Here is a 14,558-nt window from a genome sequence, read left to right on the forward strand (position 1 = left end):
CCTGCTGAGGTCGATGTCACTTCGGTCGGGTCCGATGCCTGCGCCGGACTGATCCCCGTTTAGATTACCTATCCATGAGTAGTACCTGGACCCTGCCTGATGACCTGACTGTCCCGGAGCCGGTCGAATTCTTTCCGGCCGCCGGCGAGAAGTTGCCTCAGCACTGGTCGAAATGCTTCGGCTGCGGCGACGACCAGCCTGCGGGAATGGCGATGAGTTTCAGGGCTGGTGACGGGTTGGAAGTGACGGGCCGTCTGGAGGTCGCCAAGAAGTATCAGGGCGGTCCGGGGGTCATTCACGGCGGCATTTTGTCGACGGCTTTCGACGAGGCGCAAGGCATGGCATGCATGGCTCTTGGCTCGCCGGTGGTGACCGGGCACCTCGAGATCGACTTCGCCCGACCGATCCCGTTGGGATCGGTGCTCGAATTTCGGGCTCGCATCGACGGCGTTGTGCGCCGCAAGGTCTACACCAGCGCGGAAGCGGTGATCGTCGAAGGTCCGACAGCGGATCCGGACACGGTGGTGGGAACGTCCCGCGGACTGTTCCTGACCATCACGTCGGAACACTTCGCCAAGACCAAGGAGTTCGTGGACGGCGAACCGACTTCCCCGTTCGGCACCTCGTCGGTCTGACGCGGTAGTCGGCCGCAGGCCGGTCACTTCACCGGAGTGAGCTTTGGGCGAGACGGGGCTTGTTTGCCGCCCATCAATCCGGCATAGGCGAGTGCCTCGGCCAGGTTCGCTACTTCGTTGACGCGCATGCCGGGAATGTTCGGGCCGGAATCGACCGGCACGATGGCGCTGGTGAATCCCAATCTGGCAGCTTCGATCAGCCGTCGGTTCACACCGGCAACTCGTCGAACCTCTCCGGCGAGTCCGACCTCGCCGAGGATGACGAGCCCCTTGGGGACAGGTTTGGCTTTCACAGCGGAAGCGACCGCTATCGCGAGAGCCAGATCGGCACCCGGCTCGGTCATCCGCATACCGCCGACGGTCGCCGCGTAGACGTCGGCCTTCGAGATCGACACCCCGACGCGGCGCTCCAACACGGCCAGAACCATGGCCACACGGGCGGTGTCGAGCCCACTGACGGCTCGACGAGGTGTCGGTAGAGGCGTGGCGGCGACGAGGGCCTGAACTTCACCGAGTAGCGGTCGCTTACCGTCCATCATCACGGTGACGGCCGTGCCTTCCACAGCTTCTTCGCGGTGATGCAGGAACAGGCCGGACGGATCGCTGATCTCGTTGATGCCCTGCTCGCTCAGCTCGAAGCATCCCACCTCGTCGGCCGCACCGAATCTGTTCTTGACGCCGCGGACCATGCGCAGCGTGGAGTGCTTGTCACCTTCGAAGTGCAGAACCACGTCTACGAGATGCTCGAGCGAGCGCGGTCCGGCGACGGCGCCGTCCTTGGTGACATGGCCGATCAGAAGCACCGGGATTCCACTGGCCTTCGCCAGGGAGGTCAAGGCGCTGGTGACAGCCTTGACCTGAGTCACGCCGCCGACGACTCCGTCGACGTCGGCAGCAAGCATGGTCTGCACCGAGTCGACGATGACCAGGGTCGGCTTGACCTGCTCGATGTGGCCGAGGATGGTCGCGAGATCGGATTCGGCCGCCAGATACATCCGTTCGTGGACAGAGTTGGTGCGATCTGCCCGAAGTCGGACCTGACCGGCGGACTCCTCGCCGGTGACGTACAACGCTCGATCATCCGCGCTGCGCATCGCCCAGCGGTAGACGACCTCGAGAAGTAGCGTCGATTTTCCGACTCCGGGCTCGCCCGCGAGCAGCACCACCGAACCAGGTACGACGCCACCGCCGAGGACGCGGTCCAACTCGCCGATCCCGGTGGGCTTGGCCTGCGTCGAGGTGCTGTCGATCTGTGTCAGCGGCGTGGCCGGCGTCGTAGGGAGCACGGCGCTCGATCCCGCTTTGGCGAGTGATGCGCCGGCGCGACTGGCGACGGGTGCCACTACCGCGACCTCGGTCATCGAGCCCCACGAATCGCAGTCCGGACATCTACCGACCCACTTGGGCACTACCGACTGGCATTCGGAGCATCGGTAGTTCGATTTCACTTTGGCCACCGGGACAGACTAGAGGCGGGGTCCGACATGGACCCCGCCTCTAGTGTGATTCTTAAGTTGTTCTGCGAAGCGCAGTGTGCGCCTTGGTGATTCGGGCTCAGTGCCCGGCTTCTGCAACGTCGGGCGACTTGTCCGACTCGTTGCGCTCGAGCTGCGGGCCTGCGTCGACCGGTACGTCGACGGTGACCGAGCCGGCCTTCTCGAACTTGAAGGTGATCGGGACGGTCAAGCCGGGGCGAACGCCTGCCTTGATGTCCTGCAGAACGACGAGAGTGAGCGCAGCGGGTGCGTCGTCGTTCTCTTCGTTGTTCTTGATCTGGGTCTCTGCCTCGGTCGCGGCACCTTCGCCTGCGGGCAACTGGCCGGCCTGCAGCGACGTCTGCGGCTTGATCGTCAAGCCACCTACCTCTTCACCCGCGATGACGCGTGCTGCGTAATCGGTGGTGATGCTGACGAGCTTGTCCGTGGTCTCGGCGCTGTCGTTCACGACGGTGAACGCGAGCACGGCGTTGCCGCCCGGCTCGATGCTGTATTCCTCGGACGAGGGGTAGGCGATGTGCACGTTGCGCAGTGCGATCTCACCGAGGTCGGCGCTGTTGCCGTTCACGGCGGCCTGCTGGACGGCGGTCTGGCTCACCTGTCCGGAACCGCAAGCGGACAGCGCGATGGCTGCGCCTGCAGCCAGTGCAATGGCGGTAGCGACTCGACGAGTCGGCTTACGGATAGCAGTCACGATTTGTCCTCCACGGCGTCAGGTTCGCACTCCACTAGGCAGAGTAGTAGATAAGGTCCCGCGGGCTGGCCGTCGGGTCGCCACAACGGTTGTCTGCGTGGGCTTTCAGTCGGTTATGCAGGGGTGCTCCAGACCAGTTGAATGCACGTACAACAAGCCCTGTCAACCCCTACGCTCGAGCAAGGATGCCCCTGACCTGCACAGTTGATGAGTGGTCGGTTCTTTCACGTGTTAAACTAGTGGAATCGAAAGGGGCACGGGACACATGATTTTCAAGGTCGGAGACACCGTCGTATACCCCCATCACGGTGCGGCGCTGATCGAAGCTATCGAAACCCGCACCATCAAGGGTGAGCAGAAGGAGTACCTGGTTCTGAAGGTCGCTCAAGGCGATCTCACAGTACGGGTTCCTGCAGATAACGCAGAGTACGTCGGAGTTCGTGACGTGGTCGGCCAAGAAGGCCTCGACAAGGTTTTCCAGGTTCTGCGAGCACCGCACACCGAGGAGCCCACCAACTGGTCTCGTCGATACAAGGCAAATCTCGAGAAGCTTGCCTCAGGTGACGTGAACAAGGTTGCGGAAGTTGTTCGTGACCTGTGGCGTCGTGAGCAGGACCGCGGGCTTTCCGCTGGTGAGAAGCGCATGCTCGCCAAGGCTCGTCAGATTCTCGTCGGAGAGCTCGCGCTCGCCGAGGGCACTGACACCGAGAAGGCAGAGACCATTCTCGACGAGGTCCTCGCGGCCGCGTCCTGACTGCAACACAACAAAGCTGACAGTGGCAGTAGTAGCCCTGGTACCTGCCGCAGGTCGGGGAGTGCGATTGGGCGAGAAATTGCCCAAGGCATTTGTCGAACTCGGTGGGTGCACCATGCTTGCACGCGCGGTCGATGGACTCCGGAAATCCGGAGCGATCGACCGCGTTGTTGTCATTGTGCCGCCTGAACTGGTCGAATCCGTCGTAGCCGACCTCGGTCGTGCATCGGACGTCGACGTCGTCGGTGGTGGTGCCGAAAGAACGGATTCGGTTCGAGCCGGTCTCAGTGCTGCCGGCGACGCAGATTTTGTACTCGTGCACGACGCCGCGCGGGCATTGACGCCGCCGGCGTTGATCGCGCGCGTCGTCGACGCTCTCCGAGCCGGCAGCTCCGCTGTCATCCCGGTACTCCCGGTTACCGACACGATCAAGTCGGTCGACGTACTCGGCGTAGTCACCGGAACGCCTCTGCGTTCGGAGTTGCGTGCGGTTCAAACTCCTCAAGGCTTCTCCACCGACGTCCTGCGCAGTGCGTACGACGCCGGTGATGTCGCCGCGACTGACGACGCCGCTCTGGTGGAGCGTCTCGGTGTTTCGGTGCAGACGATTCCCGGCGACGCTCTCGCCTTCAAGATCACCACTCCGCTCGACCTCGTCCTTGCACGGGCGCTCCTGATCTCGGAGACAGAGTTGAGCGCGGACTCACAGGACGGAAAATAGATGCGCGTCGGTCTCGGCACGGATGTTCATCCCATCGAGCTCGGCCGACCTTGCTGGATGGCCGGGTTGCTGTTCGAGGAAGCAGACGGGTGCTCGGGGCATTCGGACGGCGACGTCGCCGTCCACGCGCTCTGTGACGCGTTGCTCTCCGCCGCAGGTCTTGGCGACCTCGGTTCGGTTTTCGGCACCGGCAGGCCCGAATGGGACGGCGTGAGCGGCGCTCGAATGCTTGCCGAGGTTCGTCGACTGCTCGAAGAGAACCAGTTCACCGTCGGCAACGCCGCGGTGCAGGTCATCGGCAACCGACCGAAGATCGGGCCGCGACGCGGCGAGGCACAGAAGGTGCTCTCGGACATTCTCGGCGCGCCTGTTTCGGTGTCCGCGACCACCACGGACGGCCTCGGCTTGACCGGCCGCGGCGAGGGGATCGCCGCCATGGCCACCGCGTTGGTCATGACAACCGAACACGACAGGTAAGATCGCTGGTCGTGACCCTGCGCCTATACGACACCGGTACGCGGGCCCTTCGGGATTTTGTTCCGTTGGCCCCCGGACATGCATCGGTGTACCTGTGTGGGGCGACAGTTCAGGGCGATCCTCACATCGGACACGTTCGTAGCGGCGTCGCTTTCGACGTGCTGCGACGCTGGCTGTTGGCGCACGGCAACGACGTTGCCTTCGTGCGCAACGTGACGGACATCGACGACAAGATTCTCAACAAGGCCGCCGGCGCCGGTCGACCTTGGTGGGAGTGGGCGGCGACGTTCGAGCGGTCGTTCACGTGGGCCTACGACCAACTGGGTGTGCTGCCGCCGTCCATCGAGCCGCGGGCCACCGGTCACGTGACGCAGATGGTCGAGATGATGGAACGCCTGATCGAGAACGGCCACGCGTACGCGGCGGGCGGCGACGTCTACTTCGACGTGCAGAGCTACCCCGAGTACGGCGCACTGTCCGGCCACAAACTCGACGACGTTCATCAGGGCGAGAGTGCGGCCGAGGGTAAGCGCGATCCTCGCGACTTCACCCTCTGGAAGGCCGTCAAGCCCGGTGAGCCCTCGTGGCCGACGCCGTGGGGACCTGGCCGTCCGGGCTGGCACCTCGAGTGCTCGGCCATGGCGGAGTTCTACCTCGGGGCCGCATTCGACATCCATTGTGGTGGACGCGATCTCGTCTTCCCACACCACGAGAACGAAATTGCGCAGGCCAAGTGCGCCGGCGACGATTTCGCTCAGTACTGGTTGCACAACGGCTGGGTCACGATGAGTGGCGAGAAGATGTCCAAGTCGTTGGGCAACGTTCTCTCGGTGCCGAACGTGCTCAAGAAGGTTCGTCCGCAAGAACTTCGGTACTACCTCGGTAGTGCGCACTACCGTTCCAATCTCGAGTACTCGGACGAGGCGTTGGACGAAAGCGCGAAGTCCTACCAGGGGCTCGAGTCGTTCGTCCTGCGCACACACAAGCGTGCGGGTGGCGTCGAACTCGGTACGTGGACCGAAGGTTTCGCGGCGGCTCTCGACTACGACTTGTCGGTGCCGATCGCGTTGGCCGAGATTCACGGCAAGGCGAGCGAGGGTAATTCCGCGCTCGCTGCCGGTGATCTCGACGCGGCTCGGGTGGCTGCCGGTCAGGTGCGGGCCATGCTCGCGATCCTGGGCGTCGACCCACTCGACGAGCATTGGACGCAGTCCGGTGGCGACACCGAGACGGCAATGGAAGCTTTGGACGTGTTGGTGCGGGCCGATCTCGATCGTCGGCAGCAGGCACGTACGGAAAAGAACTGGGCGGTGGCGGACGAGGTCCGCGATCGCCTCATCAAGGCGGGTATCGAAGTAACCGATACTCCCGACGGACCCGAATGGTCCCTTAAGGCAGGGCAGTAACAATGGCTGGAAACTCGAGCAGGCGCGGCGCAGTCCGTAAGGGCGGCACCAAGAAGGGCCAGGTTGCCGGTTCCGGTGGCCAGCACAAGCGTGGTCTCGCCGGCCGCGGTGCTACGCCTCCCGCCGAGGCACGCACCAAGCACCCAGCGGCGAAGCGTGCAGCGCGCGCCGCCCGGGCCGACGAGAAGCAGAATCAGGGCCGCGGTGGCCGTCCGGGGCCAGGCCGCAAGGTTCTCGACGGTCCCGAGACCGTGCTCGGTCGCAACCCGGTGGTGGAGTGCTTGCGCGCGGGTGTTCCGGCGACGGCGCTGTGGGTGGCTGTCGGTACCGAGAGCGACGACCGGTTGAAGGAATCCGTTCAGCGGGCTGCCGACGCCGGTATCTCCATCCTCGAGGTGCCGCGCTCGGATCTGGATCGCCTCAGCGCCAACGGTCTTCACCAGGGCATCGCTCTGCAGGTTCCGCCGTACCGCTACGCGCACCCGGACGATCTTCTGTCCGAGGCACGTAAGCACGCCGAGCCCCCTCTGCTCGTCGCGCTGGACAACATCACCGATCCCCGCAACCTGGGTGCCGTTGTGCGCTCGGTCGCAGCTTTCGGTGGACACGGCGTCGTGATTCCGGAGCGTCGTAGCGCGAGCGTGAGTGCTGTCGCTTGGCGTACCAGCGCCGGTGCTGCCGCTCGTCTGCCGATTGCTCGGGCAACCAACCTCACTCGCACGCTCAAGGACTGGGCGTCGAAGGGTGTTCAGGTCGTCGGTCTCGACGCCGAAGGTGACACCACTCTCGACGATTTCGACGGCAGCGGTCCTGTGGTGATCGTGGTCGGTTCCGAGGGCAAGGGCCTTTCGCGCCTCGTCCGCGAGAACTGCGACGCGATCCTGTCGATTCCGATGGCCGGTCCGGTCGAGTCGCTCAACGCCTCGGTTGCCGCCGGAGTCGTCCTGGCGGACATCGCCCGCAGGCGTCGTAGCAGCTGAGTTGTAACGGCTTTCAGGTGAGCCTGGCGGGGTTCTAGCTCCGTACCGACCAGGCTTCCCACAGTGCAGCGTAGGAACCGTCCGCGCCGATCAGTTCGTCATGTGTCCCGCTCTCGACCACGCGGCCACCGCTCATGACGAGTATGCGATCGGCGCGGACTGCTTGGCTCAAGCGGTGTGCGATCACCACGGCAGTCCTGCCGGTGACTGCGAGCTCGGCTGCCTGATCGAGTAGACCTGCTGCAGTGGTTCCGGCTTCGGCAGTCGCCTCGTCGAGGATGACGACGGGCGGATCGAGCAGAGCCAGCCGGACGAGGGCTATGTGCTGTGCCTGTGCCGCCGTCAACTGGTACCCGCCCGCCCCGACCCTGGTCTCGAGCCCGTCCGGAAGCTCATGGATCCATTGAGCTTTCATCGTTTCGACGGCTTCGGTGATCTTCGCATCGTCCGAATCTGGTGCGCACAACCGGAGATCGTCGGCGATCGTCCCGACGAACACGTGAACTTCCTGGCTGACCAGGACGACTTTGTGCCGAAGTTCGGCATCACTCAGGTCGTCAATCGGTGTGCCGTCGACGGTGATTCGCCCGTCCCGGACGGGAATGATGCCGGCAATCAGTTTGGCGAGTGTGGTCTTTCCGGCACCACTGCTGCCGACGACGGCGATTCGTTCCCCCGGTGCGATCGAGATCGAGATCGAATCGATCACCGGGGTGGAGTTGTTGTACGAGTAAGAAACCCGCTTCACGTCGACTCCGATGGGTGCGGACCGTCCCGTGGCAGGCATGCTCGCGGGACGCCCGGGCATCGCGGTGACACCGATCAGGCGAGCCAGGCTGGCACCCGCATCCTGCAATTCGTCGATGTTCGAGAGAAATACCGCGATGGGGCTGAACAGACTGTGGAAGTAGAGCGCAGCGGCGGTAGCGGCCCCGATGGACACCGACCCCGTGGTCACGAGCCAGTAGCCGACGCTCAGGACCGCGGCCAGTCCGAGCAGTTCGGCGCCGTTGAGTTGAGCGAAGAAGTTGGTGCGCAGTCGAACTGCCTGCATGTCGAAGCTGATGGCATGCTCGGAGGTCTCGGCGATTCGGCCGATGTGCTCGTCGGTTCGACGCAGGGCAGTGACAGTACCTGCACCACCCAGGGTTTCGATGAGCTGCTGTCCCCGCCTGGCCTGCGCAGCGCGAGAGCGTCGGTAGACGGGTCCGGAGCGTCGGAGGAAATGACGAAGAGCGAAATAGTGAATCGGCGCAACGGCAACGATCGCCACGGTGAATCGCCAATCGATCACTCCCACACCGACAAGCGTCAGTGAAATCATGAACAGGGCGGACACCGTTGCGGGTAGCACCCGCGCGATGACGGTGTTGACCGCTTCGACGTCACCCGAGACCCGGGAAATCAGATCACCGGTTCCGGCATCCTCGACCAGCGACGACGGCTGCGCGAGCGTGGCGGCGAACACGTCCTCACGAAGATCGGCCAGCACGTTCTGCGCGACATTCGCGAGAAGCTGTGTGCTCCACCAGGTCAGCGCAACTCCTGCTGCCGCTGCGCCGAGCATGAATGCGGTGATACGCAGAAGTGAGACAAACGGTTTGCCCTCCGTGACCGCATCGACCATGAGCCCGAGCAGCGCCGGGGTGGACAGGCCGCAGGCCGTAGCGGAGAGAAGTACGACGGTCGTGAGTGCGAGCGCTCGCCCCCGTGGCTGAAGCAGTGCGATCAATGCGCGGACCGTCTGTGTGGTCGACGCGATCGGCAAGGCTGATGCAACCGGTACAGCAGATGCATCCGGAAGGGTGTCGGTCACAGTGAGTCTCCGTCCCGAGCGGCGTGGTCGATCGTGACGACACGGTCACACGAATGGAGCAAGGTCGGACTCGAGGTGATCACCACAATGGCCTTGTCGGGAAAGTTTCTCAGTGAGTGTGCAATTCGATGTTCGGTGACAGAGTCCACGGAAGTGGTGGGTTCGTGGAGGACCAGGATCGGCTGGGGTTGATGCAAAGCGCGGGCGAGCAGAAGTCGTTGGCGCTGACCTCCGGAGAGTTTCTTTCCTTGCTCACCTACCTCGGAGAGGTGGCCGTCGGGCAGATGCGTCAACACGTCGTCGAGCGCAGATGACGTCATTGCCGACGAGTCGACGTTCGGTGCAGCCAGATTGTCGAAGACGGTGCCGGTGAACACGGTCCCTTCATGAGCGGAGACGAACACCTGATCGCGAACTCCGTCCGGACCGAGTTCGGTTGCATCGGTGCCGAATACGAAGTAGCAGTCGGGGTCCAGCGGAGTCTGAAAGGCGAGTTGGCGTGCCAGTCGGTGAGCGGAATCGTCCGCGCGCACGCCCACCACCTCGCCGCGGCGAGCTGAGACGACGGTTCCGTTGTCCGTCGAAATCAGCAGGGCGTCTTCACTTCTGACAGCGCTGATCGGGGCGGTGGAGGGCGGCGATTCGATCAGGTGCGGCTCGGCCAGGAGTTCGGACAGCCTGCGTGCGGAGCCTCGCTTGGCAGCGAGTTCTGCACCGAAGAACCCCAGAGTTTCCATCGGACCGGCAATGACCCTGCTCAAGCCGACAACGGTGACGAAGTTGCCCACGGTGATCGTGCCTTGATGCGCCATCCACGCGGCTCCAAGTGCGACCGACGCCAGCACCAACGCGGAGACCCCGGAGTTGAGCGCGGTCAGACTGGACATTGCTCTGACCGTCCGGATCGCTGCTTTCATCGACGCCCGGCTCGCCTTGACGTATCGCGACAGGGCAGTGGGCTCGGCCCCGAAACCCTTCAGTACTCGTAACCCAAGCGTGAAATCAGTTGCAAGCATGCCTGCCTCGGCTGCCTTCTTCTGCTCTGCATACACACGCTCGTCCAGTGGACCGCTGATCTTGTGAATGAATACGAGCTGCGCAGCAGTGATGAGTACGACGATCAGTGCGAGCGGCCACGAGACGAAGGCAAGCGAAATCACTGCCGCGGCGAGCCCCGCAAAAGCTGAGCCCTGTTCGGCGACAACCCAGGAGAAGCCCGATACGTGTGAGGCGTCCGAGGTGGAGATGGTGAGAACTTCACCCGTCGAGCGCTGAGCTTGCATGCCTCTGGCATCGAGTACCCGTCTGGCAGCGTTCAATCGTAGGTCGTGTTCGCCGTAGACGAAGACCTGCGTGTTCAGGCGAACCGCGATGCGCCACGATAGAGCAAGTCCCACGAACAGAGCACACAACACAGCAAGCCATACGAGAAGTGCTGTGCTGTCGGACTTTCCGATTGCCCGGTCGACGACGGTACCGATCAGCACCGGAATGAGGGCTTGAGCTACCTGATACGACGCCTGGCCGGTGACGGCTGCAACCAGTCGCGGGCCGCGTCCGGACGAGAACGATCCGACTCTGATCATCTCCATCGGACCGGAACGAGTTTCGGGCAGCGCTGACACTCGTGAAACTCCTCGCCCAGATCCGAACACTCGTTGTGCAGTTCTACGGTAGAGCCGGAGCGGGTGCGGAAAGTGCTCGCAGATGCCAAGGGCTACGCGGCAGCGGACAGATGGAGTATCGACACCCCATTACCGGGATCAGGTCTCGATATACCTGCCTGGTCGAAACAAGTACGTTTGCGAAGAGAGCTGACAGAAGATGAAAAGCACTACCCGAATAGTGGCTGCGTTGGCCGCGATTGCCCTGCTCGCAGGCTGCCAGAGCAGCACCGAGTCAACAGCGTCGGAGGACACGACGCAGTTGGCCGAGACCGGTGCGCTGCCGGTCACCGTAGATCACGCGTACGGCTCGACCACCATCGAGACCGAACCTCAGCGGATCGTGACCATCGGCTGGAACAGCCAGGATTCGGTCCTGGCACTGGGCAAGACGCCCGTCGCCATGGAGTCGTTCAGCGGGGCAGGCTTGGAGAACGGAATCCTGCCGTGGGACGAAGAATTGTTGGGCGACGTCGAACCCACGTTGCTCGACAGCACTTCCGGTGTGCCTTTCGAGCAGATCCTGGCGTTGGAGCCGGACGTGATCATCGCGGTGGTCTCGGGAATCACCGACGACGACTATGCACGTCTTTCTCAGATCGCACCCACGATTCCGTTCAAGGAGACCGCATGGGCGACTACGTGGCAGGAGCAGATGTCGACCATCGGTTCAGTACTCGGACAACCGAAGCGGGCGGCTGAGCTGATCGAGGAAACTGACGATTCCATAGCCGACCTGGCTGCGGGGTCCCCGAATCTGAACGGGAAAACCTTGACCTTCCTCTCGGGAAACATCGACGGCCTCACCAATTACTGCGCCGACGACGGCAGAGTCATCCTGATGTCCCAGCTCGGACTGAAGCAGTCGGCCGGAAGCGCAGAGCTGTGCGGGGACACCCAGGGGTCGGTGACTGCATCGCGCGAACAGTACAACGAACTGGACGCGGACGTGATCGTGCTCAACGACGCGAGTGGTCAGGGGCTCCCCGGATTGATGGGGGACAAGTTGTTTGCCGACCTGCCTGCAGTCAAGGACGGCAGGCTGATTCAGCAGCTCGGTCTGGCACGAGTCATGGCACTGGCTTCGCCCACGTCGCTGAGCGTCAAATATGCCTTCGCCGAACTGGTCTCGAAGATGAACGGCTTCTGACCAGCTAGGCTGACAATTCGCACGCGTCCGAGTAGTAGTTCTTCGGTGTTCGTCCGGTGACCTTGCGGAACACGCTGGTGAAGGCGCTGGGGGTTTCGTATCCGACACGACGGCTAACCGTCGAAACAGGAACGCCCGCAGCGAGATAGGACATCGCGGCGCGGACGCGAACTTGAATCCTCCACTCGGTGAAGGACATCCCCGTTCCCTGAGAGAACACACGGCTCAGGGTACGGGGGCTTCCACCGACCACATAGGCCCAATCGGCAAGCCCGCGTTGATCGGCGGGGTCGGCGATCAAGCGGCGTGCAACGGCGAGGGCCCGGGGATCGGCGGGCATCGGCACTGCGACATCAGCCGCCTCGATGGGCGCGAGCGTGTCGAAGACTACGGATTCCGCCCGCAAGCGAGCCTCGGTAGGCATGTTTCGCTGGTGCAGATGAATGAGCATCGTCTTGACCACGTCGTCGATGCCGATGATCGCGGGTTTTGTCCACGGGTGGGGGAACGACTCGGGCCGGAAATAGGTGAAGCGAGCCTCGGTGGATGCGCCGAGCGTGATGCGCCGTGGAGTTCCAGCCGGAATCCACATGCCGACCGTCGGTGGGATCTGCCAACGAACGTCGTCGATGTACGCGCTCATCTCGCCGGAAGCGCCCCACAGGAGTTCGTGCTCGGGATGGCGGATCTCACGCCACGCGCGCTTCTGATCGCGCCCGATGGTGGACGTCGTCATGGCGAAGGGGAGCGGAACGTACCGGCCTGCCGGCACAGCCCAGTACGGAAATCCTGTGGAACTCATCGGTGGATCATACCGCGAATGACTTAGGTAATGCTTTCCTATTTGGTTCTTTGACGCAGGGCACGAGGGAGTGCGGTCGCGACAAAAGACCGAGGGTGGCACCGGGTCCGAAGACTCGATGCCACCCTCGATCACATTCCCCGACGGAGTGTTTACAGGTGGAGCAGGTGAATCAGCTGCCGTTGGCCAGGACACCGCTGATGATGTCGGAGATGAAGCCGGCCGGGTTGTCGAGGATGGACGAGCCGGCCGAACCGGTTCCGCCCTCGCCGTCAGAAGAGCCGAAGCCCAGATCTGCCGAGCCCGATGCGGCAGCCTCACCGGGGTTCTTGGCGCGGATCTTGGCGTAGACATCGCCGATGTTCTGATCACTGCCCCACAGCGAGATGCCGATGGAACTGGGGAGCTCGACGTAAGTTCCCGGCTGTGCGTTGGCCGGAACCAGGTAGCTCACTTCGAAAGTGACTGTCTTGCTGCCGGTGATCGAGACATTCCAACCCGCATCGGGAATTGTGACGGTGCGCGCCGCATTGTCGACGGTGGGGGAGACCTTCTCGGTTTTCTGAGTCAGTCCGAGAAAGTGCCATGAATCGATCGAGGCGCTGTCCTTGATGTAGGTGTATCCGGCCGGGAAACGGTCGACGAACTTGTTGACGAAGAAGTCCGGATGACCGTTGGCCGAAACCGTGGTGCGGACGGTCAATTTTCCGCCGGGCGCCACTTCTCCGTCGCCTACGACGCTCTTGGTGATCGTGACTTGGTTCGAAGTCACGGTGTTGGTCTTCGGGTGCGCGGCATCTGCGTGCGCAGCTCCGGTGCCGATGAGAAGTCCGCTGGTTGCAAGCGCAGCGATTGCTACTCCGGTGAGTGTTTTGCGCATTGAGAAACGTGACATGAAATTCTCCGTTCGAGGGGTTCACGCTGACGGCGATGGGGATGACTCTTCAAAGGTTGCGCCGTGGTAACCATTGAAACCTATCGGACGCTTGCCTATGTGTCAGTTCGGCAGAATTTACGGAAAAGTCCGAATTGAGAGGACTTTTTCGACCTTGATTGCCTGTTGTTAACTGATTGGCGACCAAGTCGGCGAAAAGCTGGGCGAATGTCCAGGTCGACTGTATCGTACTTCGAGAGTCGGGTTGCAACAAGTTTCAGTAATCAACGAATTCGGTTGTCCTGGAACCTCACAGAGTGGAGATTGTTCATGGCAAAGTTTGGATCCAGGAATCGTAGACTGTCCACCGTTGGAGCTGGTTTGGGGGTGATCGCTCTCGCTGTGGGTGCAAGCGCGCTGGGTGCGGGAGTCGCGACTGCCGAGACGGCAACTTCTGGTGCCTACACATTTACTCGCACCGTGGACAATGCGTCCCCGATGGTCGGTGACACGATCACCTACACGACAGTGTCGAGTAAGAGCGGGCTCGAAGGGTATGTCAACCGGCTGACCGAGATTCATGCCGGCTGTCTCGAGTTCGTGCCGGGCTCGGCAAAGATTTCGAAACTCATGGGTGGCCTCCCAGGTTTGGGAGGTGTCATGAAGGAAACTGTGGAAACCCCGAATGCCTCCCAGTCGACCGCAACCACGAAGGTCTTCACCAGTAACGGTTGGTACAACAACAGCAAGAACCCGATAACGATGAAGACCAGCTATGTCGTGAAGTGTGATCCGGGTACCTATGGCAGTGGGTTGACTGTCGGCGCGACGCTCTTGGGTGGTGGGGCCGGAACCAGCGCCAGCTTCCCGGAAATGGGGCCCGCCATCGTGGTGCAGGCAACGGATCCGACCGGCCCAGGTACTGATCCTGGTACAGATCCCGGAACCAACCCCGGCACGAACCCTGGCACGAACCCCGGAACCGGTGGCGGAACCGGATCGCTCGGCTCGTTGAGTGGTGGCCTCGGTTCCCTCAGTGGACTGTTCGGCTCGAGTTAGCCGAGAATTGTGAAACGGCGGGCCGAGACT

General features: G+C 62.7%; 14 protein-coding genes. 8 read left to right on the plus strand and 6 right to left on the minus strand.

Going from position 1 to position 14,558, the window contains the following annotated elements:
• Window positions 1-74 precede the first annotated feature (74 nt).
• Window positions 75-635: a PaaI family thioesterase gene (locus QMA15_RS19870; protein ID WP_019746834.1), complete on the plus strand. Its 561-nt coding sequence runs from the start codon at window positions 75-77 to the stop codon at window positions 633-635.
• Window positions 636-658: 23 nt separating this feature from the next.
• On the opposite strand, the gene radA is transcribed toward QMA15_RS19870, so the two are convergent.
• Complete coding sequence (gene radA, locus QMA15_RS19875) at window positions 659-2,092, minus strand: DNA repair protein RadA (RefSeq protein WP_003945739.1); 1,434 nt, start codon at window positions 2,090-2,092, stop codon at window positions 659-661.
• A 97-nt stretch (window positions 2,093-2,189) separates the two neighbouring features.
• The gene (locus QMA15_RS19880; protein ID WP_003945942.1) at window positions 2,190-2,825 is read right to left on the minus strand and encodes a copper chaperone PCu(A)C; all 636 of its coding nucleotides are present in this window, start codon (window positions 2,823-2,825) and stop codon (window positions 2,190-2,192) included.
• 265 nt (window positions 2,826-3,090) lie between these two features.
• On the opposite strand from QMA15_RS19880, the gene carD reads away from it, so the two are divergent.
• Genes carD through rlmB form a run of 5 tightly spaced genes read left to right on the plus strand, consistent with a single transcriptional unit; the run spans window position 3,091 to window position 7,163 of the window.
• Complete coding sequence (carD, locus tag QMA15_RS19885) at window positions 3,091-3,579, plus strand: RNA polymerase-binding transcription factor CarD (RefSeq protein ID WP_003945666.1); 489 nt, start codon at window positions 3,091-3,093, stop codon at window positions 3,577-3,579.
• Window positions 3,580-3,601: 22 nt separating this feature from the next.
• Window positions 3,602-4,300: a 2-C-methyl-D-erythritol 4-phosphate cytidylyltransferase gene (ispD, locus tag QMA15_RS19890; RefSeq protein ID WP_081341377.1), complete on the plus strand. Its 699-nt coding sequence runs from the start codon at window positions 3,602-3,604 to the stop codon at window positions 4,298-4,300.
• Window positions 4,301-4,777, plus strand: a complete 477-nt coding sequence (ispF, locus tag QMA15_RS19895; RefSeq protein WP_279163044.1) for a 2-C-methyl-D-erythritol 2,4-cyclodiphosphate synthase — start codon at window positions 4,301-4,303, stop codon at window positions 4,775-4,777.
• Between the two features lie 11 nt (window positions 4,778-4,788).
• On the plus strand, window positions 4,789-6,183 hold the full coding sequence (gene cysS, locus QMA15_RS19900) for a cysteine--tRNA ligase (RefSeq protein ID WP_279163045.1): 1,395 nt from the start codon (window positions 4,789-4,791) through the stop codon (window positions 6,181-6,183).
• Between the two features lie 2 nt (window positions 6,184-6,185).
• On the plus strand, window positions 6,186-7,163 hold the full coding sequence (gene rlmB / locus QMA15_RS19905; protein WP_020906105.1) for a 23S rRNA (guanosine(2251)-2'-O)-methyltransferase RlmB: 978 nt from the start codon (window positions 6,186-6,188) through the stop codon (window positions 7,161-7,163).
• A 34-nt stretch (window positions 7,164-7,197) separates the two neighbouring features.
• Here rlmB and QMA15_RS19910 read toward each other — a convergent pair whose 3' ends face one another.
• Window positions 7,198-8,979 (minus strand): ABC transporter ATP-binding protein, encoded by a 1,782-nt coding sequence (locus QMA15_RS19910; protein ID WP_279163046.1) that lies wholly within the window; start codon window positions 8,977-8,979, stop codon window positions 7,198-7,200.
• Window positions 8,976-10,604 (minus strand): ABC transporter ATP-binding protein, encoded by a 1,629-nt coding sequence (locus QMA15_RS19915; RefSeq protein WP_031330913.1) that lies wholly within the window; start codon window positions 10,602-10,604, stop codon window positions 8,976-8,978. The genes QMA15_RS19910 and QMA15_RS19915 overlap by 4 nt, the downstream gene beginning before the upstream one ends.
• A gap of 199 nt (window positions 10,605-10,803) precedes the next feature.
• Between QMA15_RS19915 and QMA15_RS19920 the strand changes: the two genes are divergently transcribed.
• Window positions 10,804-11,793: an iron-siderophore ABC transporter substrate-binding protein gene (locus QMA15_RS19920; protein ID WP_279163047.1), complete on the plus strand. Its 990-nt coding sequence runs from the start codon at window positions 10,804-10,806 to the stop codon at window positions 11,791-11,793.
• Window positions 11,794-11,797: 4 nt separating this feature from the next.
• Here QMA15_RS19920 and QMA15_RS19925 read toward each other — a convergent pair whose 3' ends face one another.
• Both QMA15_RS19925 and QMA15_RS19930 read right to left on the minus strand, forming a co-directional pair.
• Window positions 11,798-12,595, minus strand: a complete 798-nt coding sequence (locus QMA15_RS19925) for an AraC family transcriptional regulator (protein WP_019746842.1) — start codon at window positions 12,593-12,595, stop codon at window positions 11,798-11,800.
• A gap of 172 nt (window positions 12,596-12,767) precedes the next feature.
• Entirely contained in the window at window positions 12,768-13,490 is a 723-nt protein-coding gene (locus tag QMA15_RS19930) for a hypothetical protein (protein ID WP_228118345.1), read from the minus strand.
• A 366-nt stretch (window positions 13,491-13,856) separates the two neighbouring features.
• On the opposite strand from QMA15_RS19930, the gene QMA15_RS19935 reads away from it, so the two are divergent.
• Window positions 13,857-14,528: a hypothetical protein gene (locus QMA15_RS19935; protein WP_279163048.1), complete on the plus strand. Its 672-nt coding sequence runs from the start codon at window positions 13,857-13,859 to the stop codon at window positions 14,526-14,528.
• The last annotated feature ends 30 nt before the right edge of the window (window positions 14,529-14,558 follow it).

The sequence above is a fragment of the Rhodococcus sp. APC 3903 genome (assembly GCF_030407755.1).
Lineage (GTDB): Bacteria > Actinomycetota > Actinomycetes > Mycobacteriales > Mycobacteriaceae > Rhodococcus_F > Rhodococcus_F erythropolis.

Excerpts from the sequence above, each read along its gene's own strand:
- QMA15_RS19870 (WP_019746834.1), top strand. The coding sequence starts at position 75 with ATGAGTAGTACCTGGACCCTGCCTGATGACCTGACTGTCCCGGAGCCG.
- carD (WP_003945666.1), top strand. The coding sequence starts at position 3,091 with ATGATTTTCAAGGTCGGAGACACCGTCGTATACCCCCATCACGGTGCG.
- ispF (WP_279163044.1), top strand. The coding sequence starts at position 4,301 with ATGCGCGTCGGTCTCGGCACGGATGTTCATCCCATCGAGCTCGGCCGA.
- rlmB (WP_020906105.1), top strand. The coding sequence starts at position 6,186 with ATGGCTGGAAACTCGAGCAGGCGCGGCGCAGTCCGTAAGGGCGGCACC.
- QMA15_RS19920 (WP_279163047.1), top strand. The coding sequence starts at position 10,804 with ATGAAAAGCACTACCCGAATAGTGGCTGCGTTGGCCGCGATTGCCCTG.
- QMA15_RS19925 (WP_019746842.1), bottom strand. The coding sequence starts at position 12,595 with ATGAGTTCCACAGGATTTCCGTACTGGGCTGTGCCGGCAGGCCGGTAC.
- QMA15_RS19930 (WP_228118345.1), bottom strand. The coding sequence starts at position 13,490 with ATGTCACGTTTCTCAATGCGCAAAACACTCACCGGAGTAGCAATCGCT.